The sequence below is a fragment of the Microbulbifer maximicatervae (SeqCode) genome (genome assembly GCF_052467695.1).
On the sequence record NZ_CP174320.1, the window covers coordinates 4,582,915 to 4,607,896 of the forward strand.

Sequence of the window (24,982 nt, forward strand, 5' to 3'; positions counted from 1 at the left end):
TCTGACTAATCATGATAGCAAAGCAGGCGCTTAACCCCTTGCTCCTCATTTGAGATATCAAAGGAGCTAACAGATCGAATATTTTTTAATGATAACTTACCAGTGATAGGTGAAACTGAAAAATTCCCCACAACCGTCGCATAAGACCATGGGCATTTTTCGAATACGGCTTCAGATGTAGAAGATCTATCAAAGTTAATTTTGTTCACCGTATTAGAGATTAATGCGTCAATTTTCCTAACGAATAAGCCTCTACTAGGGCCATTTTTTCCGCCAATATAACCGGATACCATCACAAGCTGGCCATCATATTTTTCAGGATCGACTATGAGCTTATAAATTGATATATGATTCGCTAATTCACCTCCCTGTACATTACAAGCAAGTAAACTGGCTAGTCCTACATAAATAATTTTAGCAATCGTTTTTTTTAACATGCCCCATCTTTCCATCCAGTTCTCATACATTGATCCTGCTGAAACCTCCAGCTAGTTTTATACCAAGGATAACTATTATCATTAATAGTCACAGAAACAGGCCCATCAATTTGACTAGACCAGTTTAGATAAACCCCTTTACTCCACTGCTCTGGAGATCTCCATGTCCCAGATACATCATTAATGGCTACGGCAGCTATACTTACCGCGTCAAGATCAACAGCAAATGAAGTGCCCGCAAACCCTTGATTATCAGGGTTAATCATATAACCACCCTCCACATCTGCAGGAAAGGGTTGTGACAGAATATACTTCCCATCGACTTCATATACATACATTCCTAAGTATTGACCTTCCCAAGTTGAGTTTGCACCTTCAAGGCCGCGCCTAAGAGCATCAAGTCGCGAATGAGCGTTATCAATAGCCTGATCTAGCGGGGACTCATGCAATGCATGATTAAGCACATAACTAAACGCCCCCGTAACTGCCCCATTGGCAAACTTCCCGCCTGTGAGCACTGAGGCTGTCCCACCAATAACCGCTGAGCCGATAATCCCTTCTGGAGTGAAAGTTCCTGGCTCACCTAAAATACCGCTAGCTGAAGCTGCCGCACTAAACCCTGCGGCTAAGAAGCCGTGGCCAAACTTACCACCTTGAAGCTCAGCAGTAATACCTCCCACCATTGCATGGGCAGCAATCCGGGCGGCTCCCGCCCCAGCACCTGAAGTTCCCTGAAAAGCGCTACCAATCCCATAAAAGGCCGCTGCGCTGGCTCCGCTGATTGCGCCTGCTCTTAAGGACTGTCCAAAATCCCCAGTTCTCGCATAGGCTACATCCGTCGAGAATTGAGCGGAAAAAGCAATTGAGCAGGGACCACAATAATAAGCGCTGATTGCCGTTCCTACAATTTGCAACGCCGCCGTAAACTCAGGACTTTCGGCAAATAAACTAGTAATTGGTTTATTTAATCGAGCAGAAACATACGACATTTCCAAAATGTCAAGAAAATATCCACTGGGGTCCGTGGCATTCAGGGGATTGTTGCGCACATAAGAATAGCGGTTGTACATCTGTGTATCAGCAGCAGCCTGAACAAAAGGATCTGCCTGCATAAACCGCCCCAATCGAGGGTCATAAATACGGCCATTCATGTGAATAATACCAACCGCATCCAGCATCTCATGGCCGGTATATCCGCGCGTTGTATTATCAGTATCATACTCAGCCAAGGACGATAAGCTCAAGCCACCCCAATCTGTACTGTTTCGACGTTGCCCCCAAATATCGAAAGACATCTGCTGAATTACCTCACCAGTATCATCAGTCAGCAAATCTATCGAACCCAGATGATCCAAATATTGGAATACTTTCTCAGTTGACTGGACAGCGTAACTAGCATCTGTAGTCAGGGTATAAATTGCTGTGCCGGCAAGATAGCGCTTCCACTGAATCTCCCCAGGCTTGGACGAGTTTTCAATACGTTCAATATTACCGAGGTACCAAGTTTCAATCACTTCCCCTGTAGCATTATTGGTATCTTTACGATAATAGCGGGAGCGCTCAGTACCATACAGAAATTCAGTAATATGGTTTCCTTTTTCTATACGCTCCGCTTTATCAAAAGTGGTGTAATCGATATCCCGGCCACCATCAAAATCATCGGCAGTCATATTGCCATTATCATCATAACGATAGGCGACACCTCCGGCAGAAGTGACCGCATGGGGACCAGAACTGTTTCCATAGGCGTAATCACCCACACCAGCCTTATAAATGACATTGCCAATAGCGTTGTAACGCAAGTCCTGGTCAGAAGAGGCCAAGCCAGAACAATTATAATCATTACCGCCAATATGACTCTTTACCAAGCGATTAAGATCGTCATAGCAGAAACTTTCACGTAGGTCTTTATCCCCACTCTGGTTATGACGACTTGTCAGATTACCTAAGGTATCCCAGTTATAGCTGATATGCTGGACACCAAATACACCCAGCACATCGGAAGTCTGGTTAAGGAGCCGCCCAGTTTTGCTATCGTAACCGTAGCTATTGGTTGCACCATTACCTAGCAATTGTTTCTTTAGCTGTCCTCGAGCAGTTTGTTCCAATACTTGCTGAATTAAGTCACCTGAAGCAAGATCGGTAATTTTGTCAAGATAGCCGTAATCATTATAGTGATTTTCAATACCTGACTGGCCGCCGGCCAACAAATCATCCAAGGCATCGTAGGCTTTGTAAATACGCCCAAATTCATCAAACTCTGTGGTCGTAACATAGGATACTTGGGAGCCACTACCATCAAAGTCCACCAATTGCGTGGTATTTCGGCCAATATCGTCATACTGATAGAGCACTTGGTAGCCACTAACAGAATCCTCAACCAGCTCTATCTGTCCCACACCATTGTTAGCAGAGTCGTATTGCCAGGTGACATTGGCAGAAACTGTAGATCCATTCTCAAGATCGATACGAGTTTTCATTCGGCCTAGAGCGTCATAGGTAAACTCAACCCTATGGCCATTTGCATTAGTCTGGGTTTCCAGCTCACCAAACTTGGTATAAGTATAAGACCAATCACCTTTATCAGGGTCGCTCATACTGTTTTTTCGCCCCATATCATCGTAATCAATCACGACCGAAATGGGGTAAGTCAAGCCATCATTTTCCTCAATATGATTCCCAGAAGAGTTTGTTAGACCCCAAGAGTGAATTTTGCCCAGATTGCCCTGACTATCATACTCATAGGTAATACGTCCACTGAGTGCATCGACAACCTCCACCAGCTCACCGAGAACATTCTTTCGTTCAGTTTTTTGTTGCCCCTTATCATTAACAGTAACAATTTCAAGACCGTCATAACTTATTGATAACTCTGAGTCATCTGGTGCACTAATATGAACTGGGCGGCCTAAAAGATCATAGCCTGTCTGTGTCCATAGGGTACCATCACCGGCGAAATAGGGTTCGCTGACATACTTGACCCTTCCCAGATCATCATATTCCTGATCCGTATAGATAGTTTTACTAAAGCCTTGAATTTCTGTGCGGATTATTCTCCCAAGCGCATCCATATACTCCGTAGCATTTGCACCAGTACTACTGCTCTTTATAACTTTATATTCAGCTCCAGCAATACACCCGGAATTACAGAGCAAGTATTGGATTTCTGTATCAGCGCCGGAAGAATCATATCGATACGTCTCCCGCCCAAAAACATCATAAGTGATATAACTTATTAATCCATTTAAGCCATTAACCTGAAGAGGTGCCCCAAATGAATTCCTGCTAACCACTTCCTCCGTAAGATGCTCAAGGCTATTGTATATCCTTTCTGCAAAACGGCCTGAAGCATCATATTCAGTTCTTGTATAACGACTTTGTTCACCAGAAGCACTTGACGTCTTTTTCTGAATATTACCAAAATCATCATATTCATAAGTCGTTGTTAATCTATATTCTGCTTTATTAGGTTCAACAGTTTCGGTGTGTAATAGGCCTTTTAATTCTCCGCTATCGTAATAAGAGAATTCAGATTCACGCACATGGTCAGCAAGCCCCGGTCGACTGTTTGTCACCCGGGTAAAAGTCAAGCGTCCTTTTTCAGACTCCCATTCACTCCCAGCTGAGCAGCTAGAATTAGGGTGGGTTGCCATAACTCCGCCAAAACAATTGAGCGTCTCTTTAGTAAACTGTTCACCAGATACCTCATCAACTGTTCTGACTTTTATTGAAGTTGCATTACCATCGTTATCATAGCTACTTTCAGTCATTACCGTTTGTAGATGATCGCCATGTGAGGCGCCATCATTTTCAAGCGAGTAAGTCTCCTCAATCACATTTTCTAAATAAGGCTGATAAGGAAACACAGACGTATTTGAACCATTCCATCCCTGTAAATTCCAGATATTCGCGGCTTTTCGAATCAAAGCATTGGATGCAGTTCGGACTTCAGTCTGCAGGGGCATTCCTATAAAAGGATAATCCTGACGATAGTAAGTGGATGTTTCTACGCCAGTCTGCTCATCAATGGTAGAAATTTTTCGGAAGCCAAGCATTCCTCGCCCTGCGGCTTGCAATTTCATTTGCGAATATTCGTAGGAAATTGCATTCATTGCTGAATAATCAACAGAGCCAGGGGATACACTTGCGGAAGGAGAAGTGCTCTCAACTTTAGAAACCAAATACATTGGTATCAAAACATCTAAAACTGGAGTGTCTTTTCCTAATGTAACGCTCTCCTCCGGCAGCGCCCAAGGGCCGTTGAGCTCAGAATAAAAATCATTGGGATTTGCCGTTTTCGTTAGATAGCAATATGGGGCCCCTGGAATTTCCAATCCATTCTCATCGTATTCGGTAGGCGTGGTGGTACACTCTTTTCCATTTACAGATTCAGACATCTCAAGGCGGCTGTAGAACCCAGCATCTACCGTATTACTATAGGAAATATTGGTAACATTCCCCAAACCATTATCAATTTCTGTAATTACTTTACTGGGAATATCCCGGCTTGCAGAACTATCATAATTCGAGACATAGGAAGTCAGCTTTCCTCCGTCTGTAATTTTATGAAAGTCCGGCTGGTTATCACCATTAATATCAACAAAGATATATGTGTAATCTTCGTCACTAGGTATAGAGATTACTGACTTTGTAGTGGCAAAGCTCGACGTCTGAGAGTCCCAAAGCTCAACTTTCAATACTCCAGAATCATGATCTGGCCAATAGACATCCAGATTTCCATCCTGGTTTAAATCCAATACCCCTGCATCCTCTGAAGCGAAGCCACTGGGAGTAACCTCGACCATTTCAGTGCCAGTGCTCAGATAAACACTTGTTGATGAGGATTCATGCAACAATAAATCTGTCAGCCCATCGCCATTAAAGTCAGCTGCAACATGAGACTCCATGGGGTATCCCCCAAGACTGTCAAAGAGATCGTAGCTATCTGTTTCAGAATTATAAACATATATCGCATGCCCAGAATGAGATGCTGTATAGGTATAGGAATACCCTTCTTTTATGTCTCCATTCTCATCAAGGCAAATATCCAAGTCTACAGATCTATTAGTACGATCGTCTTTACACCCACTAACTGAAGGCCTCTGTAAAGCGACCATTATATCGACATTACCATCACCATTAAAATCTGCTGATGCAGCTTTTAATGGTGTATTAGTAATCCTATTTATATTCCTATTGGATGGGAGATCAATAGAGTAACTTTTAGGATCCCCAAATTTATAGTAGGAGTCTGAAGTAATCGGGGCTGATCCGGTTTCAAGGTGATACACACGCAGGCTATCCCCACTTAAAACCACCAAATCAGAAAGACCATCAGAGTTTACATCAACAAAGACACCATCAGGCTCTTGTACTCCCGTGTCAATACCATTGGATGATAGCCTCCACTGAGAGCCAACATATGTGGACAGGTAAACATGCCAAGTTTTACTGGCATAGCGATTATCATATACAGCAATATCTGAGCGGCCATCGGCATTGTAATCAAGCACTCCAATGCTGATATCCTCGTCGGCATTGGCCCCTGAATATAAGTAGCTCTTACCATTAGTATAAGTTGTCGGATCAAATCGTACCCCATTTGACAGAGCATATTTGACCTGGTGATCTTGATCACTTTCACTGTCAACATCCAGCTCCAACCAAACAACATCTTGGTATCCATCACCATCGAAGTCGCCAACCTGGAAATCCTTCAACGACCTACTGCTGTTAGCGGTAAAGTCTACCGTACCACTGGCTGAGCCATAGCTCAGGTCATACTGGGACCAATCAAAAGTGAGGGCGGGCAAACAGTTACTACCCACACATTCCTGAATTCCATCAATTAGGGAGACTTGGTTTTTAGACAGGTCATCTATTACTAACTGATAACTAATATTGTATTCGCGAAGGGTACTACCATCTGAAGTGGAGGTAATCTTAGATAGGCGCTTAGTGGTTTTAAACAAGTGCCCAGCGGTATAAGCTTCCAGGTAGTCAGGTCTAGGGGTATAGGTAAACTGTACAGCTGCGGCATTATCTCCCGCTCCGTAAGCATATCTTACTTCATGAACACGCTTGCCAGTATTCGCGTCACCTTCATATTCAAACTCAATTCGGTTGCCAACACTATCTTGAAACTCGTTCTGTAACCACGAAACAACGTTTTCATCAGAACCATCTGCAGTTGCTCGGGAGTTAGCTGTATTACCATACCAGCTCGTAGAGCCGTCTTTTCTCTCAGCGGTAAAATACGCTGGCCCATCTCCTAAACTGCCAAATGAAGTAACCTTGATAAAGGAATCAATCTCCGTGCGGTACACAGCACCCTCAGAGCCATAAACCTTATTAGAGACGTTAATAAGCCTCTGTCCATCCAGGCAAAATCTATCTGAAGAAGTGAAATTAATAGGTAAAGCCTGCCCATCTGTAGCAAGGGTCTGCCTACAACGAGTTATACCTGACAGCCCCCCTATAGACCACCCTTTCCCTAATAAGCCATTACCACTATTACCTTGGTAATTAATGGATAACTGGGGGGCAACACCGGCGGTACCTACTCCAGTTGCTATTGCTAATGAATAAGTAGCGCTACCTGATTCGTTGACCCTAAACTGACCTGCAGAACTACCAGCAATGGTTGCGGATTGCATCTCGCTCGATAGAATATCTTGCTCTAACTTGGGTAGTTCCCCATCAGAAAGATAAGCTGTATAGGCTAAGTAAACTTCATCAGGTTGTAAAACTAGGTCATCAAGACCATCCGAATTTATATCATCTATGTAAAATCTATTTTGAGTATCAGACAATAAAGCTGACAAATTGTCAGATGACGGAAATGCGACGATATTTGCTGGAACCTCTTCTCCATTTACGCCAGTCAGAACAAACGGGGAACCATCTGCATATTGGTTCCTAAAAAGCGTATCTGTTATAGAGTCGCCATCAAAATCACCATAATAAAAATCAACCCCTTCTGTAAGAAGTGTATACCCTAACAGCTCACTATCAGACACCGTAAAAGGGGCAATTAAACCATCTGCATAAACTACATAAGAGGGGCTAGGAGGCAAAGTAATCGGAGTAGGAATTTCACCATGTAATATCAGATACCGTTCACGACCAACAATATAGTAGTCCTGCTCACCATCCCCGTCGATATCCTTGGTGTAAATTGCTTTCCCGGTCGAGTCAAAGGCATGTGCGCAAAATGACATCAGCAACACACCCAACAACAGTATAAACCTTACAGTTATATTGCCGCTCGGAACAACAGTACGCACCGCAATCATCCGACTTCCTTACCTATAGGGCATAAAAAATGGAGCGGATTTTGTACAAAAACACCATCAAAGTCAACAAAGTTGTGCTAATCACGACATTACGAATAAGGATAGATCGTGCTCGGCCACAGCCTAATCCATTTCCTGAAGAGGCCTGTAGCTTCCAAACAACTGTTTACTAGAAACTATACTTTGGGGGGCAGTAATTCTTTGCGACTTAAGATTGATCAATTTTTAGCAATCAGAGACAACATTATCACTAACTTCTGAAGAGAGCCGATTGCATTCTGAAACTTACCTCAGCAGCTGGTCCTAACAGTTTCAGATAAACCACCAAGATTTAGAAATACCGAGAGCCCCGACAATTTTAAAATAACCCTATTATTTCTTAAATTGTCGCCCCAGCAGAGGTGCGCGCAGTGTTCAAAATAGTCCGACCCAGTGCCGGGCTATTTTGCAGAATTAAACCAATCTCAACAAAAAATCTCCCGCGCCCGGCTCGGCGATACCACCTTTCGCCCAGTCTCTTCAGCTACAGCCGCAAGAGCCTCAATCAATTGACCATTCCCTGAAGTCCGCTCTCCTCCCGGCAAGTAAAAGGTATCTTCAACTCCAGTGCGCAAATGGCCGCCCAATTCTGCAGTCTTGCGATGCACCGGCCAGATTTCCTCACGGCCGATCACTGTGCTCTGCCATAAGCTGCCGGGCTTCATATATTTTGGAATAATTTCCAGTAAATCGGGATCGGCAGGCATACCTGAAGCCACTCCCATCACCAGGTTGTAGTTGGGCTTATCCACCATCCCTACATCCGCATACATTCCCACAGAGCGAACGATACCAATATCAAAGCACTCAAATTCCGGGCGGGTACCGGTCTCCCGACAAACTGCCAACAGCTCCTCTACCTTATCGACCGGATTATCAAATACCATGGGTGGCCAAGCCCAGGTGCCGTTGGATCGCGCCTTTAAATAGTTCAGGCTTCCCGCATTACAGGCGGCAATTTCCGGCTTACCGGCACGCACACAACTCAAGGGGCCTTGCTGATCCCGTCCGATAGTGCCAGTTGAAAAATTTAGAATAACGCCAGGGCATTTATCGCGAATTGCATCGGCAATTTCCAAGGCTATTTGCGGGTCCCAGGTGGGTAAATGGCCTTTGTTTTCCTCTTGCGCGCGGAAATGAACATGCATAACGGAAGCCCCCGCATCGTAGGCTTCACGGGCGGATTCCGCCATTTCCTTGGGGGTAACCGGGACCGGGTGCTGCTGGGGGTTGGTAAGCACTCCGGTTAGGGCGCAAGTAATCACCACTTCATCAGACATCGCTGGCTCTCCTGAATTATCTTTGTTAAGGCCGCTGTTTACAGGGCTATCCAGCGTGTGCGCGTCGCTCCTACAACACCAACTGATCGTAAAAGGACCAGAGCGAGTGGAAGAGCTGATTCTGGATAGCGCATCGACAAAATACAGCACCAAGCGCTTGCTTGGTTATACGAGACTATCATAGGGCCCCCGCCAAGGCACCTTGTTTCCCCGGATTCATCTCGGCAGAATGCGAAAAAACCCAATAAGGAAGTAAGTACCTCATGAGCGAGACTATCACTCCAACCATCGCCCCTTACGGCAGCTGGAAATCTGCAATCAACGCAGAACTTCTCGTGGAGGGCAGCGTTCGCCTGGCAGAAGCCAATTTAGTAGATGGCCGCTATTACTGGCTGGAGTCCCGCCCGTCTGAAAAAGGCAGGAATGTACTGGTGCAGTATTGTCCAAAAAATGGGCGCAGAGATCTCACCCCCGCTCCTATCGCCGTACGCACCAAGGCCCATGAATATGGAGGCGGCAGTTATCTTGTTTACGGTGACACCGCCTATTTCGTACTGGCAGAAGATCAGCGCATTTATCGCATGAAGCTCGACAATGCGATCCCCGAAGCAATCACCGCAGAAAATAGCTCCCGCTACGCCGATCTGATTGTCGACCCCCTGAGAAATCGATTAATTTGTGTCGAGGAAGATACCAGTGGCCACCAGCAGGGCGAGGAACCCCGTGCGCGCATTATCGCGGTAGACCTAAACAACCCACTGGCAAATCCGCCGACAATCCTTCAAGAAGGGGCAGACTTTTATTCGAACCCAACCCTGAATCCGGCCGGTGATCAACTGGCTTTTCTGCGCTGGCACCACCCTAACCTCCCCTGGGACGCGACAGAGCTCTGTATCGCCAAACTCGATCAGGTGGGGGATATCGGTGAAGTCACCCAAGTAGCCGGCGGTGAGAATGAATCCGTCTTTCAGCCCCAGTGGTCTCCTGAGGGCGAACTCTGCTATGTCTCTGATCGCAACAACTGGTGGAACCTATATAGGCTGGGACAAAGCGAACCCTTGTGGAAAAAAGAAGCAGAATTCGCCACTCCGCAGTGGGTATTTGGAATGTCCACTTACGGCTTTATTAGCCCCACAGAAATCCTCTGTACTTACACCCAGAATGGCACTTGGCACCTTGGAAAGGTCGACATAAAAAGCGGAGAGTATCAAACTCTTCCCCAGCCTTATTGTGATATCGAAAGCCTGCACTGTGAAAATGGCAACGGGGTGATGATTGCCGCAGGTGCAGAGAGTTTTCCCGCTGTTATTAGCTTTAACCAAAAGACGGGTAAAACGGAACAGATTGCCAGTAGCAATAGCAGCTCGCTGCCAACCGATTTGTTCTCCATCGCTCAAGCCGTCACTTTCCAAGTGGATAATCGCGCCGTACACGGGTTTTATTACCCACCCCACAACCCCAACTTCCAAGCACCTAGTGGCGATAAGCCACCGCTGATTGTATTTAGTCATGGAGGCCCCACCGGCGCTACATCAGCGGGCCTCAGCCTGAAAGTTCAATACTGGACAAGCCGGGGATTTGCCATTCTGGACGTAAACTACTCCGGCAGTACCGGCTATGGCCGCAAGTATCGGGACCGCCTCGCCGATAAATGGGGCATCTATGACGTGGAAGATGTCTGCGCCGGTGCAGAATACCTGGTAGAAGATGGGCTCGCCGACCCCAATCGCCTGCTGATCAAAGGTGGTAGTGCCGGCGGTTACACAGTGCTGGCAGCGTTGACCTACCACGATACCTTTAAAGCAGGTGCCAGCCATTATGGAATCGGGGAGTTGAGCAGCCTCGCCAAAGACACCCACAAGTTTGAGTCCCGCTACCTGGATAAACTGGTAGGGCCCTGGCCTTCCGCAGAAAAAGTCTACCTTCAGCGCTCCCCCATTAACGATGTGGAAAAGCTGAATTGCCCTGTGATTTTCTTCCAAGGCATGGAGGACAAGGTAGTACCACCCAACCAAGCCGAAACCATGGTGGATGCCCTGAGGGAGCGAGGTATCCCGGTGTCTTATATTACATTTGCCAATGAAGGGCATGGGTTCCGCAGTGGCGACAGTATCAAGTTGGCCCTGGAGGGAGAGCTTGAATTCTACAGCCGCATATTTAATTTCCCGCTCGCGGAACCCGGCCCGGGAATTACCATCGAAAACCTATAATTAAATAATATTGAATTAAAAAGAGTTTAAAAAAATACCATGGGAAGATGGAGACCGCCGCGTCCACGCGGCTCCCGCTACATCACCGCAGAGGGCGCGCAACGTATGCGCGCCGAAGTTAAGCACCTCTGGGAGGAGGAGCGCCCCCGGGTAACCCAGGCAGTTAGCGACGCCGCCAAGCTGGGAGATCGCTCGGAAAACGCAGACTATATCTACGGTAAAAAAAGACTGCGGGAAATCGACAGCCGCGTGCGCTTTCTCACCAAGCGCCTGGAAGAGATTACTGTTGTAGATCGAATACCGGACGATAAGGAAAAGGTTTTTTTTGGGGCCTGGGTAACGCTTGAAGATGATGAGGGCGAGAGCGTTTGCTACCGCATTGTAGGACCCGATGAATTCGATGTAAAAGCTGGCTTGATATCCATGGACTCCCCCGTTGCCCGTGCCTTATTAGGGCGCAAGCTCGATGATGAAGTGGATATCCGTCAGGGGGAAAAGTGGCAGGCTTTCTATATTACTGACATTCGTTACGAGGAATAAAAACCTTGGCACTCTCAAACACTTAGTTTGGGAAGTCAATTTAGCTGCCGCGCAATTAAAAAGGCTTATTCCACAGGAATAAGCCTTCAAAGCTAAACTGCAAAAATATTCTCAGAGATTATTATAATACTGAATCACACCAACAGTGCTTCCAGTAGAAAAAGCAGATTTAACCTGTTCGGAACTCATTCCAATGTTCAATTCTGCATTGTTCACGTTGAGCTCAATAAACAGGCTGCCCGCTTGGGAATAAGCATCATTCCACTCGGCCACGGCATCGTTAAGGTCATTGATAACAGCTGTATAGTTCGCCCCCTCTTCATCAGAGATCGCAGTTTGAATGTCACTTATCGCATCGGAAACATCACTTTCAAGCGTTTGCCACTCTTGTAACACGGCCTGTAAATTATCTTCAACTTGCTGGGTTTCTTCTGCTAGCTGCCCAAAGCTCTGAGACAACATTTGTAGAGTAGATACATCAGCAGTGATCAGGTCCATCTCTGCCTGTTTATCCTGAATACTCTTTTGATCGGCAACAATTTTTGCAGCATCCAGAGCAATAAAGGTTGATGCCACAGCAGCCACCGGCCCCATCACAAACCAGGTCAACAAGCCCTCAGGAAAAGCCACGATAGAAGCAACCGTCCCCAGAGAGATAGCAGTGGCATCGGCAATACCCAGAGCAACGATGCTGGCAGTCAGGGATTTGATATCTGCCTGTAAATTCTTGATATCCTGCTTTAGATCAGCAATTTTCTTCTCGTCAGCCTGGGAATCCTTTACAGAATTGTCGGCAATTGACTGCAATTGTGTCGCCATATCTGGCAGTTTATCTTGAAACCCTTGAATTGCCTTAATCGCACCACTGATAAAGGTTGAAACAATTCCCAGTTGCGAGGTAATTGAGTTCAAATCATTCTTGAGTATTTGCAGTGCAGAACTATTACTCGGGTCATTTTTGAGGATATTCGCTTGAGAAAGGGCATCCTGTAAAAGCTGGCTGATAACACTGTTATAGCTCTGTACTTCACCAGGCACATCCAGAAGCCTGGCTAGTACATTGTTTACCCAGTCCAAAGCATCTGCATTGGCCTGTGTGTAGGCTGTTACAAAATCACTCCAGTCCGGTGGGTTTTGATTTAAAGTGGGCAAACTCGAGGACAACACACTGGTAACCAGAGTGTTAATTGCAACAACATTCTGTTTGTAAGTAATCTGAGTATCACGAATAGGTTCGGCACTTTTCTTAAACGCTTTGGCTAATGAAAGTTTCACCACCACTGGGCTGGACGTTTTCTTCGCCACCAAATCTAAGTCATCACTTACCTGTGACATATTTATTTCTCTCTTAATGAAAATTAAAGATGAAACCAGCGAAACGCCATGGAAAACACCTTTGTTGAACCGCGGCCAAATATATCAGGCTTTTTTATAATCAATAGGTTACTTCTTATAATGAATCGCAAACAAAAATATATTTATATTCACATTGCTGCTATTAAGGCGAACTCTTAAGGCAAATAACCGCCAAACAGAGTCACTCAACCAGGCAATTATCTCCGTCAAATGCTGCAACCAAGTCCAGAACACTTCCAACCTGTTTGTAGACCAGTAGCTTCCGACTATAAGAACCCAGCAGCCACGAGCCACACGCCACCCAATAAGTATCTTTTTTTGAGGTAACACAGAAGACACTTTGCGCATCAGATACACGCCAAAACAATCGTCCTTTGGAAAACCCCCTACTCTCGAGTCTCAAAACGCCAATATTATTCTGTTTAGCCCATTGAAGAATCTGCGCCCTGAAAAACTCGGATCTAATCGGCATTAACAAATAGGGAACCACACCCAATAGGGCCAATAAGGCCACTATTACATTATTCCCCAGAGAGGGGCTAAATACATAGGCCAGCTTTCCCAAAGTTACCGATATTATTAATACAATAAATGGACGCATATTCACTGCCGCCGATTTCAGTTCCCTTTAGAAAGAATGGTAGATAAATATGCAGAGACAAGATTTAGCTACAGGGCGATCGAGTGATCCCGAGTTGGTTACCCGCGTTATAGCATATTGAGACTAACAGGTAGAGATTGGTCGCATTGAGGCCAAACTCGTTAGAGCTTGACCCGCAGAATGACTGCCTAACGATAGAGCAAATACACAATAAGGTACTGGAGCAATTTAGTTGCTCTCGATTAAACCCAGCATTTCTTTTGCAACCAGCGCAGAAGAAGGTAAAAACATTGTAGAAACAATACGCTGATCGGATATGACATCATGCTTATCTGCAACATTATCCTTATTAATAATAATGGCTCCATTCTCTCGAAGGCGTTCCTCTACCAAGAACGGTAATAAAGTACCCTGTTTAGCCCAAGACTTCTCTTTTTCTGTGGAATCCGGGAAACCGGCAACCTTCTTGCCCTTTACCATATAATGGCCATCTTTCAGTTTCACATCAGCAAACGCACCTGCCCCATGGCCACAGCTGCCCACAACTCCCCCTTTCTGGTAAATCCCACCCATAATATTAGGGAGCCTCTGAATAACTCCGTGATACCTCTGGCATGCAGAGCGGTTCACAATCAAGGCGCGGCTTCGCAGGAATGTCTAGACCTTTCAAGAAGTCGCAACGCGGAGTGTGAATCGCTCTGCAAGCCCCGAAGGGCGGGCCTTGAAGGCCACAGCTGCTGCGTTGCAGCTCTTGCAAAGGGCTACGGCCATTCGCGGCGAGCTGCGCCTAACATCTGCAGCCTTCAAGACCCGCAGAGGCATTACGGAGTTATTCAGAGGCTCCTTAGCAGCTCACGATTAGATGCCACATCAAATAAGGTTCCATAGCCTCCACCGATATAAACAGCTGCATAATTCTCTATAACTACTTGCTCAGGCTTTAGTGAACTATTAGCCCGCTCTAAAAAACCTTCATGTTTGATGGTGTAACTACTAATTCCCAGTGGATCCATCATAAACGGGACCACCCCACCTTTTGGCGAAACAAAGTCCACGTCATACCCATGGGAAACAAAAATATGGTAAGGCGGAGCGTACTCCCACAAATTATTTCTTGCATCGTGTTTCTCCGGATCACCCATATCCTGAAGATTAGAAGCAACGATTAGTATCCGCTTAGTCTCAGCTGCTTGTGAAGTTGTAATAAAGCCCATCACAAGAATTATCATAGAGCAGATAAGGCTACAGATTTTTGCCGTTTTTCCCACGTTCAACTTCCCCATTCGAATAACTTTGATACGAAATAGATAGATTACATGAGTAACGTACAACCTTGACATAAGATCGATAGTTTGCAGGAGAAAAGCGATATAGCGAGGTCGAACTGCCCCTGAAGTAACAGCGGCCAACATTTCTATAGCGCCAAGCCTACCACCACAAAGTTAACACCCTATTACCGAGCAGCCTTAATAGTTAGGGCAGTAACAACACCCCAAATCCAATTGAAAAACAATACCAGGACTGGTGTTAAGACTCCCAACTCAAATCCGGCAACACCCTTCCCCGCCATCACAGGGAAAACCACAAACAATTGAAATGCAGAGGGAAAAAAACTAAGAAGAGCTCCTTTTACAAGTAACTTTGATGACCAGAACGGAAGAATAAATAGCAGTCCCCACAAGCCACCCCAAACAATACGAGGATAAAGCCACTCAGGAGATAGAGGAGGGGCAATTGATACGCCCAAAGCGGCATTAATCCCCAACTGGCCAAATAGCCACACCGCAATACTGTTTGCCAAAGCACCGAGGCTTCCGGCTGCGAAGAATATCAGTAGGTTTTTCATCTCCCTCTCCTAGAGCTGTAGAAACACTGCAATATTTACTGGCGAATCAAACCACAATATAGAAGAACCATCGTCACTCAACGGAAAATAACCTCTCGTACGAATCACAACCCCACCCGAGATGACAGAGTAACTTTTCTACTTTACCCACCCAATAATACAGAGCATAAACCAGATTTATCTTGAGTACGTCTGCGTACCAATTAGACACAGCGGAAACGCCAGAAAAATTAGATAAAGCACCAGCCCCCTACTTCTCAAGAATGACTACTTAAAAAATATTTTCAATTTGAGAACCAGCAATATCCACTGATCGTTTTTGCAACTAATCCCGAAAGAAAATAACTAGCTTCTCAAGCGCCAAATTTATGTAATAGATAAGTGGTACGCTTGTATTTATTTTATAAATCAATTAAAACCAAATAGGAACTAGTACTTATGAAAGTGCCATCAGCAGGAGTGCTGTACCCGATTTTATTAGGATTGGCGATTCAGTCAGCGACGTCTCAAGCCCAGTCCTTTGATGAGAACGCCTATATTGACAGGCAGCTGCAATATATTGAGGAAGGAGTCACCTCTACCAACGATACTGCCGTCGTACTTCAGGCATACACCGGTGATGATCTCAACTGGGATGCGCTAAATAAGAACCTGGATGTACTCCGCAACGGCGGCAAGAAAAATTCTGACTTCACTCTCACCCGCCTAATCCGCATCTTGTTCTTCCGCCCCGAAATAAAAGACGAACTCTTTGCCGCACTCGACGGCTATCACTTCTGGTTTAATGAAGGCGGGACGGGTGACCATGTCTTTGCTTCAGAAAACCATATGATCATGTACACCTCTGCCCAATATCTCCTCCAGGAGAAATATGGGGCATTTGAGGACGACAGAACTTATAAGCGCCTAAAGCGCTACCTGGAAGTGAAGAACCAATATGGTTTCTATGAGTTCTACTCCCCTGTTTACTACCCCTATACCCTCTCGGCACTGCTAAACCTCGTAGACTTTGCAGAGGATGAGGAAATCCGTGAACTAGCAATCGGCGCTGCTCATCGCTTGCTGCAAGATATTTTATTGGTGACCAACGACCAGGGGATCAACTTCGCCGCAGCCGGGCGCAGTAATGACGGCTACCGCCGCAATGGGTCCGGTGGGAATATCAACCGGATTATCTACCTCCTGACAGGCCTGGGCAAAGAGTCAGTACGCACCCCCAGTCCCGCCGGAGTAATGCTCGCCACTTCCGGATTGGAAATCACCGATGAGGTTTTCGAATATTTCGGTAAAGATCTCAACATAAATTATTCAGTCGGCCATTCGTTGGGGGATGCCAGAAACGAGATCTATGCAGACTTTCCCCGGGAAGAGCGCGTACCCTTCTATTGGAGCCAGGGAGCCTACTTCCATCCCGATGTCGCAGCGGATACCGCCTGGTTCGCCAGCAAATACCAACTCGAAGGTTATGAGGGGCTCAAAGCATTTGACCAGTTCCTGGGACTATCAGAAGCAGCCGCCCCTGCGGCCGCCAAGGCCGGGGCTGTATTCAGCCGCAGTTCTGTACTCTCTTCGGCCAACTTCTCCATGTACAAAGATGGCGGAGTCATGATGCACTCCATCCAGAATTATTGGGGAGGCCGCCAGGGCTACCAGCAAACCCCCTGGATAGCCACCACCGGTTCCCAATCTATCTGGGCAAAAGTCGGCGACGGCAATAGCACCATGCAAAATGACCACCTGCCGAAAATAAAGCAGGTAAACAATGTTGCCGTGATCCAATACAACCCCTACCCGGAGATAGAACTGTTTCACTCCGGCGGCTCCGATGTCGCACTACAGTGGCCCGAAGAGTTCGAGGAGGAGTCCCGCAGCGGTAACTGGAAGTTTGGTAGGGAAGATGATGGATACGTGGCCGTCCGCTACCCCTGTGGCAATGGTGACTCCAACACTGTGACCTGCGATTGGAACGAGCAGACCTGGGTCGTCATTATGGGAAGTGAAGAGCGCTACGGCAGCTTTGATGCTTTTAGACAGAAGGTGCTCAATGAAGTCAGTTACGATGCCGACTGGGAATGGCACGGCTCCTTCTGGAAAGGCACCTTGAAGTATGTGTACGATTCAGATGTAAAGTTTGATGGAACCGATATCAGCTTAACTTGGTAACACCTAATTAAGCTCACGGGAAGGGGATACCCCCTTCCCAGCCTCCCTGCACCCCCAACCAAATTACCCTCCACAGACTATCAACCCAACCTCCTTCCATCTGAATTTAGTTGACAGAGTCAACCAATATCAATAAAGTTGACACTATCAACCAGTTAGCATGGCGCCATGAAAGATACCGCAATCAATGAATCCCTCCACCAGCTTATTCACGCCTACAAAAGGCGTTTGCGAGCTGGAATACAGGAGCAGCAAATTGGCTTGCCGGTGAGCCATTTACGGGTACTCAAAGGTGTCTTCAAATTTCCACTGAGTACTGCCCGGTCAATTGCTCAGCGGATGAATTTGGACAAAGCCCAAGTAACACGAGTGCTAAACGACCTGGTGCACTCAGGGCTAATCGCAAAGACCGACAACCCCAATGACCGGCGCAGCCAGTTTTTGACACTAACTACTGACGGAATAAGCACGCTGGAAAAAGTGAGCGGACAAGAAGCTGAAGTGGCCAGACAAATGACTCGCAACTTGAGTACTGAAGAGCTAGAAAACTTCGCCCGCATTGCCAGCGTTATGGTCGCCAATATGAAAGAGCACTTCACCCCTGACGAAAGGAGCTAAACCCTATGGCCGAGAAAGTTACCAGAGAATTGGTCGTTATTCGCAGGACACAAGTTACTGAAAATATGCTGCGCATCACCCTCGGTGGCGATGACCTAAAAACCCTCGCCCCCAATCAGGAAAGCGCCTATATCAAATTTCTGTTTCCACAAGCGGGAAGCGAGCGCCCGCTATTGCGAAGCTATACCATCAGACACCAACGTGAAACTGAAATTGATATCGACTTCGCCCTGCATGAACACGAAGGGCCCGCTCTAAGCTGGGCACTTAAAACACAGCCTGGCGATACGATTTTAACCCGCGGCCCCGGCCCCAAAAAAATGACCAATCCCGAGGCAGACTGGTTTTTACTATTGGGGGACATGACTGCACTGCCAGCCATCAGCGTAAACCTTGCGGAGCTACCCAAGGATGCAAAGGGCTACGCATTAATTGAGGTCTCCAGTGAAGCTGATATTCAAGAGCTGGAACACCCAGAGAACCTGCAAATCCAATGGATTATCAATCCGGCTCCATCCGGCGAGAAACTCCTGGAAAAATTACGGGCTCTAACCTGGCTCGATGGACAGGCCTCCGTATGGGCCGCCTGTGAATTCGACAGCATGCGCACCCTACGGCAATTCTTTAAGCAGGAAAGAGTAATCCCCAAAACCCATATTTATATCTCCAGTTACTGGAAAATTGGGCAGTCGGACGAAGGCCACAAACTCGCCAAGCGCATGGACAATGAAAAGATGGAAGGACAGGGATAACTTATAGATAGGCGGGAAGAGAAAGCGTTCTGATTATAGGCTTTCCCTACTCAACAGAAACAGGCCTATCTAACCGATACCAATAATTAGACAAAAAACCCCGGGCATCGGGTTTAGATATCTGCCTGATAATTTCCGGGGCACCCGACCTACAGCGCCATTCATACATAGAGGCACGGCCAGCCACTACCGCAGGAACGGTCCCGGAACTTTGATTATCTTTGCAATATGAAAGCATCGCACTACTCGGCTCCCGACTGGTGTCAGCTTTCTCATCACAGGGGAGATTAGCCCCAACAAAGCAGGCAAAGACATTTCCATCCATACATCGCCAATAGGTCCCCCTCGCGATCCAATCTTCAGGCGCTTCTGCACCGAGATTGGCCGCTCTTCTGATACCATCAACGATTTCCTTTGGCATAGCTTGGCCGGCAAAGCGCTGAACTGGGTTATCATCGTTTACCACCGCCGCACAGTAGTCGAAAGGACTAGTGAGAACGCTTACCTCTCCCACTTTTTTATCTATAGAGTTAGCGTAATTTATTGCAGCAAAGAAGAATACAAAACCTAAAACTGTTGCACCCAAGTTTTTCTGCATCAATACTCTCCTCAAATAAAAAACAAGCCAACCACCTAACTGAAGATTCAATACACCATAAATATCAGAAGCATCCACTTTAGTTTGATCAAACTCTCCCCTTAAGACCGAACAAAAAGTAGTTACACATAACTTGCTTTTTCAAACTGACAGTAAAAAAACCGCTACCACAAATCAACCAATAAATCTAAAAGCGATACTCGAATAAAATTTAAAAAGAAAAAAATGGGACGCCTAAAAAAAACAATCTAGAAAAAGACAGAAAAACTGATATATTTCTTAAAAATTTGAACCGGAGACTTCCATTGAGCCAAGATCTGTCACCCTCTGCCAAAGGTGTACCCAACTTAGAATTGCCCCAATGGATTAATTGCCAAGAACGCTTGCCAGAACAGTCCGATGCGACTTCTCGCGGTTACGTCCGAGTCATATGGAAATCCACCAACAGCTCTAATGGTGTTATTACGCGCACCTGGGAAGTTGGCATGGACCACTATGAAAATGCCCACAATTATCTGGGCTGGATGCCCATATCACTCATTGTCGAATCTACCGAAACCAATTAAAGCGAACAGTTCAGTTCTGACAGGTATGAACTCTTCGACAGCTGCTGATATTGCACAGCGCACCAGTAGCAACTACAAATCCCTCACTCTAAAAGGGGGTAACCAGACAGGTCAGCCCCTTCCAAGCCATATTCCATCTCACTGATTTACCCCACTCGTCACTGAACAGCAAACAACCAGCCCAACTCCTTAAAGTAGAAACGAGCTTTCAACAGCATCCCATTGACTACAATCATACTGCGCCTACCGATATCCAATTGAGAGAATCTGGCTAAGGCTCCACAAGAATCATCCTGCATTTCGCTGTTCAATCTTATCGACGCCAAAATGTTAGCAAGCTTGCCATCACCCAATTCTTGCGAAGTGGTCTCAGATACTATGACGAGCGGCCTGACTCTCGGCAGGATACTTGCCTTTTTGATTGCGTTTCTCAGTTCAAATCTCCCATCAATGCAATGAATAGTGTTCAGCCATGACCCAAATTGTTGAAAACGTCAATGCCAAGCAATCACCCTCGTTCTCCTTAGATAACCTGCTAAAAAGCGACCTCTTTGAGCGTGAAAATAGCTATCTCGATTCGAAGTATTTCGGAATGAAAGGAGAAATTAATCAGCTGTTGATTACTGAAACAGCCAAAGATATGGGAATGCAGGTCGACTACTACTCCAAAGATTTATACAAGATTACATATCAAGGAAAATATGTACTCTTTTGTGGAAACTCTGCACTGGTATCTGAGGCCTATCGTGCTTGCGCTCAACAGAAGCATCTGACGAAAGACTTGCTTGCTAGGAATGGTGTCCCCGTGGCAGCAGGTCGGGTCTTCGACGATATCAAAGCTGCAACAGACTATTTCTCAACACTTCACTACCCTGTGGTCATAAAGCCAGTTACGGGTAGTCATGGCCGGGGTATTACCACGGGGATCACATCGGTCGATGCATTGCAAGATGCTTGGAAAACCGCCAGCGCCAAATCAAATAAAATAATCATCGAGCGTCATATCAGTGGCTGCGACTTAAGAGTGAATGTTATCGGGGGATGCGCGGTGTCTGCTTGCCTGAGAATTGCTCCCAACGTCATTGGAGATGGAACGCATAACATCAACGAACTAATCTCGGAGAAAAAAAACAGCAAAAGCAAACGCAATCCAAAGTATCGTGTGGACTCGGAGTACATACTCAGAACAGAACTGCTGGATGTGAATGGTATCTCCCGTGAATATGTGCCTGCTGAAGGAGAACGCATCTGGTTGGCGGGCGTAGCAAATATTTCTGCGGGAGGAGAAAGTATTCAGTTATTGGACAGACTCGACACTGAGGTCATTCAGGTTGCAGAGCGTGCGGCCAATGCATTTCCTGGGATTTACTATGTTGGAGTGGATATTATTGTCCCTGACAACTCCTCCGAGACAGCCAGCTCTCCCTATGTGATCGAAGTTAATACAAACTCTGCAACCTCAACACCAGTTTTTCCTGATTTTGGTAAACCGATCGACCTCCCAAGGCTACTTCTGGAATATCTATTCAGTGCCTCCGGGCCAGCCCGCACCATTCAGCACGCTGAGAAAGGCCAGTATTGTCCCGAGCTCCACCCTATACGACTAGCGGCACCATGGAACTATCCATTCTACACACCAAGATTCCGAAACCGACAAAACTCGCTGATCAGCTTGGCTGCATATAAATACGATTTGAAGCCCTACAACATCAGCACCAGTATCTCTGGTATCGTATACGGCGACAAACATGTCTTGTTTCATCAATCGACCCCCGATGTTGTGCCTCAAGTTGCGCGTCGTGCCTGCCTAAACCGTGTATTACGAAACAACAGGCTAAACGAAGCAGGGATCAATACGAGCTTGACCTCATCCACTCATGATCCTGGTAAAGTGCCTTCTCGGCTCCGAAAATTTCGTGCCCTTACCATTGGCGGACAGGTTGTTGCCGCATTGGAAAGAGGGATTGAGCCAATCCGCAATTATGAAAGTAATAACATTGAGACACACCAACAGCGCTTCGGAGAATTTTTTCGCGACGTCAGTGAAATATTGCATGCAGATTTCGCATCAATTGCGACCCAATCTGTAGAGGCGCTATTTAATCCACTAATTGCGGGAGTCGACATAGTCGCAGAAGACATTAGTCGGCCATTACCCTCTCAGTACTGGATGGTAAGCCAAATCACATGTAGCCCCTCGCTAGATTGGCATTACTTTCCCACTTATGGTGTTGGGCGCGATGTCGCCTCGGCATTGCTACTGCAACTCTTTCCCAAGTTGGAACAAACCATAGTTCAGTTGCAGCACTGGAGAATCAGGGTCAAAGGAAAAGTTCAAGGTATTGGATATCGAAAGTGGGTTCAACGTTCAGCATTTAGTAAAGGCATCGTCGGAAAGGTATTGAATAGACCTGACAAAAGCGTAGAGATATGGGCGCAGGGCTCTCATACCGCCCTTGCCGCGTTACTTGACCAATGTGCATATGGCCCACATGAAAAGCCAAGCTTCGATATCGATCTGGAACCTCTCCCCATTACCGAATATCAAGGCTTTCGGGTTGATCACTCAAGTTCCGCCGCACATCCTGGAACTTCATTGAAAGAGTGAAGTTCCAATGACCGTCAGCCACTACTCAATACAATGAAGCTGGCGCATGTATCCGCCACAGACCGACGCTATGTCGCGTAGCCTCGCCGTATTGAGAGTTTTTTCCCGGGACTCAAATCAACCGGGGAGACCGCCATCACTTAGCTTCTCAGGAAATCATCACAACCCTCAACGCCCCCCTTGTTCCTGTAGCAGCAGTAGAAAGCTTGAACGCCGTGTATTTCTTTCACTCTCCGCTTTTAGTAACAGCCCGCTTCCTGCCTGATAAAACCTCTCAGAAAATGCAATAAATAAATACCCGCCGCTCAAGCGAAGCTGTTTACCTAAGTGTTTCGAAGCTGCTAAATCACTGAGAAAAGCTGACAGAAATTCTATCCCACAAGCCAGGATTATTTGATAAACGCGCCAAGGCGAAAAACTATAAAAATCAATCCAACTAACCCACGCTATTTGGTAGTTCTAATCGGCCTTATATTTACTAACCACTACCAAAAGGCACCAACCACCTGTAGCAATCCCCGCCCTTTTAGTCGAGGAGGATTTTAAACCACAGCCCTTTGCTTTAAGATCGCTTGAAACAACTGATTAGGAGGTTTTTATCAAGCCGAGTGGCCAGTTCTATTAATTAACCCAGCCTTTTAGTGAATAGAAATATAATTAGCCACAAAGCTACAATCTCACTTTTTGCAGTAATAGCCGCCATTGGATAGACCACAGCCGGCGAATGGAAAATAAATAGGCCAGCACAATATAGGTCTTTGCTGGAAAGTGCTAAGCGCATCTAAAACATCTTTTCTTTCAAAAGGCTGCGCATACTTTTTGTCTGAAAACTGTCAACAAAATGTAACCAAAACTCCAACTGGATTATTTACTAGCTTTCAAATGAATTCACTTTAAGCCTTAAAATTTTGACACCCCTGGGTATCAGAAAGCCCTAATCTAAAAACCCTAAGGAGGTTTATCATGGAAATGAACTTTAAAGATAGAGGATTTCTCTCAACGTGGCATTTAAATATGGTCACCTTTGATAGAGAAGATAACCTGTGGTGCGTTGGAACTTCAAATAATATCGGAAAGTGGAATTCAAGAACTTTTGGTCTCGTTGACAAAAAAGAGTACAACCAATCCTGGGATTCCAAAATGATTGCATTTGACAAGACAAATGCAATGTGGGGTGTTGGGACTAAAGGTAATCTTGCCAAGTGGAATACCACCACTGGGGCCTGGGAGGAACCAGACATTGAAAAGCCCTGGGATCTAAAAATGATCGCCTTCGATAACACTGGGGAAATGTGGTGTGTTGGCACTGAGGGCAATGTAGGCAAGTGGAACCCAATTGACAACAAGTGGGATAATCAGGGGGATCTTGGCGGCTGGAAACTGGATTGGATTGCCTTTAGACCCGGTGACCCAAGAGGTGATATCTACTGTGTGGGAACCAAGGGGAACCTGGGACTCTACGACCCCAAATTTCCGAATGACACTTTCCATATTGCATCCAATTTTGAATGTAAAAGTCTCTATTTCCATGAAATATTTGGGTACTGTGTCGGTACTGAAGGCAATATGGGTGTCTCAATTTAATAAGCAATAACTTTATCTGCTGGAAAATATTCATTATTTTCAAGCTATTTGGCTGCCCCACCCAAAGTGCTCCTCTGAGCCTTTTTGGGTGGAGCGTGGTACTTATCAAGTAAATAATCCAACAACTAGATACTCCCCTAACCAAACCATTTTCCAACCAATAAATGAAGCTCTCAGTGGGTTTCAAGAGCTGGACAAGTGGACCTCCCACTTCGCAGTGAAGGGAAGCTGTTCTCGCAAATGACATCGTCCTCCTGAACGACTCACCCTCAGTCTCCATCAGGTAAGCACCACGCCATTGCATCGACCATGCCAGTAAGTACGAATCCTGCTATATCTCCAAACATAGCCACAGCGAGATATTTCGTCGTTTAATGAGTCAAGTAGTATTCAAGGGGAAAAGCAAATAAAGACGACTAGATACTATGACGAATTTGATCCTGGGTGATACCCTGGCTTTTTCACCAACCTGCACATAAGTTATCTAAA

17 protein-coding genes are annotated in these 24,982 nt (G+C 46.1%); 8 read left to right on the top strand and 9 right to left on the bottom strand.

What is annotated here, in order from left to right:
• Positions 1-5: 5 nt before the first annotated feature.
• The 3 genes from ACJJI8_RS20115 to ACJJI8_RS20125 all read right to left on the bottom strand — a co-directional run bounded on the left by ACJJI8_RS20115 (position 6) and on the right by ACJJI8_RS20125 (position 9,051).
• Positions 6-437: a hypothetical protein gene (locus ACJJI8_RS20115; protein WP_444933513.1), complete on the bottom strand. Its 432-nt coding sequence runs from the start codon at positions 435-437 to the stop codon at positions 6-8.
• Positions 431-7,657 (bottom strand): FG-GAP-like repeat-containing protein, encoded by a 7,227-nt coding sequence (locus ACJJI8_RS20120; RefSeq protein ID WP_444933514.1) that lies wholly within the window; start codon positions 7,655-7,657, stop codon positions 431-433. The genes ACJJI8_RS20115 and ACJJI8_RS20120 overlap by 7 nt, the downstream gene beginning before the upstream one ends.
• A gap of 539 nt (positions 7,658-8,196) precedes the next feature.
• Complete coding sequence (locus ACJJI8_RS20125; RefSeq protein ID WP_444913362.1) at positions 8,197-9,051, bottom strand: beta-keto acid cleavage family enzyme; 855 nt, start codon at positions 9,049-9,051, stop codon at positions 8,197-8,199.
• Between the two features lie 263 nt (positions 9,052-9,314).
• Between ACJJI8_RS20125 and ACJJI8_RS20130 the strand changes: the two genes are divergently transcribed.
• On the top strand, positions 9,315-11,261 hold the full coding sequence (locus tag ACJJI8_RS20130) for a S9 family peptidase (protein ID WP_444933515.1): 1,947 nt from the start codon (positions 9,315-9,317) through the stop codon (positions 11,259-11,261).
• 39 nt (positions 11,262-11,300) lie between these two features.
• Positions 11,301-11,801: a transcription elongation factor GreB gene (gene greB, locus ACJJI8_RS20135; protein ID WP_444897666.1), complete on the top strand. Its 501-nt coding sequence runs from the start codon at positions 11,301-11,303 to the stop codon at positions 11,799-11,801.
• Positions 11,802-11,912: 111 nt separating this feature from the next.
• Here greB and ACJJI8_RS20140 read toward each other — a convergent pair whose 3' ends face one another.
• The 5 genes from ACJJI8_RS20140 to ACJJI8_RS20160 form a co-directional block, all read right to left on the bottom strand.
• The gene (locus ACJJI8_RS20140; RefSeq protein WP_444933516.1) at positions 11,913-13,136 is read right to left on the bottom strand and encodes an enterotoxin (HBL); all 1,224 of its coding nucleotides are present in this window, start codon (positions 13,134-13,136) and stop codon (positions 11,913-11,915) included.
• A 202-nt stretch (positions 13,137-13,338) separates the two neighbouring features.
• Entirely contained in the window at positions 13,339-13,758 is a 420-nt protein-coding gene (locus ACJJI8_RS20145) for a hypothetical protein (RefSeq protein WP_444933517.1), read from the bottom strand.
• A gap of 228 nt (positions 13,759-13,986) precedes the next feature.
• Positions 13,987-14,331: a type 1 glutamine amidotransferase family protein gene (locus ACJJI8_RS20150; protein WP_444914099.1), complete on the bottom strand. Its 345-nt coding sequence runs from the start codon at positions 14,329-14,331 to the stop codon at positions 13,987-13,989.
• 260 nt (positions 14,332-14,591) lie between these two features.
• Positions 14,592-15,026, bottom strand: coding sequence for a type 1 glutamine amidotransferase family protein (locus ACJJI8_RS20155; RefSeq protein WP_444933518.1), 435 nt, complete (start codon positions 15,024-15,026; stop codon positions 14,592-14,594).
• 185 nt (positions 15,027-15,211) lie between these two features.
• Positions 15,212-15,604 (bottom strand): hypothetical protein, encoded by a 393-nt coding sequence (locus ACJJI8_RS20160; protein ID WP_444933519.1) that lies wholly within the window; start codon positions 15,602-15,604, stop codon positions 15,212-15,214.
• Positions 15,605-16,042: 438 nt separating this feature from the next.
• Here ACJJI8_RS20160 and ACJJI8_RS20165 point away from each other — a divergent pair, with 438 nt between their 5' ends.
• From ACJJI8_RS20165 to ACJJI8_RS20175, 3 genes are all read left to right on the top strand, one after another.
• Positions 16,043-17,767: a hypothetical protein gene (locus ACJJI8_RS20165; RefSeq protein ID WP_444933520.1), complete on the top strand. Its 1,725-nt coding sequence runs from the start codon at positions 16,043-16,045 to the stop codon at positions 17,765-17,767.
• Positions 17,768-17,935: 168 nt separating this feature from the next.
• Positions 17,936-18,385 carry a MarR family winged helix-turn-helix transcriptional regulator gene (locus ACJJI8_RS20170; protein ID WP_444933521.1) on the top strand — a complete coding sequence of 150 codons (450 nt, stop codon included), beginning with the start codon at positions 17,936-17,938 and terminating at the stop codon, positions 18,383-18,385.
• A gap of 5 nt (positions 18,386-18,390) precedes the next feature.
• Positions 18,391-19,137 carry a siderophore-interacting protein gene (locus tag ACJJI8_RS20175; RefSeq protein ID WP_444933522.1) on the top strand — a complete coding sequence of 249 codons (747 nt, stop codon included), beginning with the start codon at positions 18,391-18,393 and terminating at the stop codon, positions 19,135-19,137.
• Positions 19,138-19,183: 46 nt separating this feature from the next.
• On the opposite strand, the gene ACJJI8_RS20180 is transcribed toward ACJJI8_RS20175, so the two are convergent.
• The gene (locus ACJJI8_RS20180) at positions 19,184-19,735 is read right to left on the bottom strand and encodes a hypothetical protein (protein WP_444914104.1); all 552 of its coding nucleotides are present in this window, start codon (positions 19,733-19,735) and stop codon (positions 19,184-19,186) included.
• 305 nt (positions 19,736-20,040) lie between these two features.
• Here ACJJI8_RS20180 and ACJJI8_RS20185 point away from each other — a divergent pair, with 305 nt between their 5' ends.
• The 3 genes from ACJJI8_RS20185 to ACJJI8_RS20195 all read left to right on the top strand — a co-directional run bounded on the left by ACJJI8_RS20185 (position 20,041) and on the right by ACJJI8_RS20195 (position 24,493).
• Entirely contained in the window at positions 20,041-20,301 is a 261-nt protein-coding gene (locus ACJJI8_RS20185) for a hypothetical protein (RefSeq protein WP_444913370.1), read from the top strand.
• Positions 20,302-20,773: 472 nt separating this feature from the next.
• Positions 20,774-22,909, top strand: coding sequence for an acylphosphatase (locus ACJJI8_RS20190; RefSeq protein ID WP_444933523.1), 2,136 nt, complete (start codon positions 20,774-20,776; stop codon positions 22,907-22,909).
• Between the two features lie 963 nt (positions 22,910-23,872).
• The gene (locus tag ACJJI8_RS20195) at positions 23,873-24,493 is read left to right on the top strand and encodes an NHL repeat-containing protein (RefSeq protein WP_444933524.1); all 621 of its coding nucleotides are present in this window, start codon (positions 23,873-23,875) and stop codon (positions 24,491-24,493) included.
• The last annotated feature ends 489 nt before the right edge of the window (positions 24,494-24,982 follow it).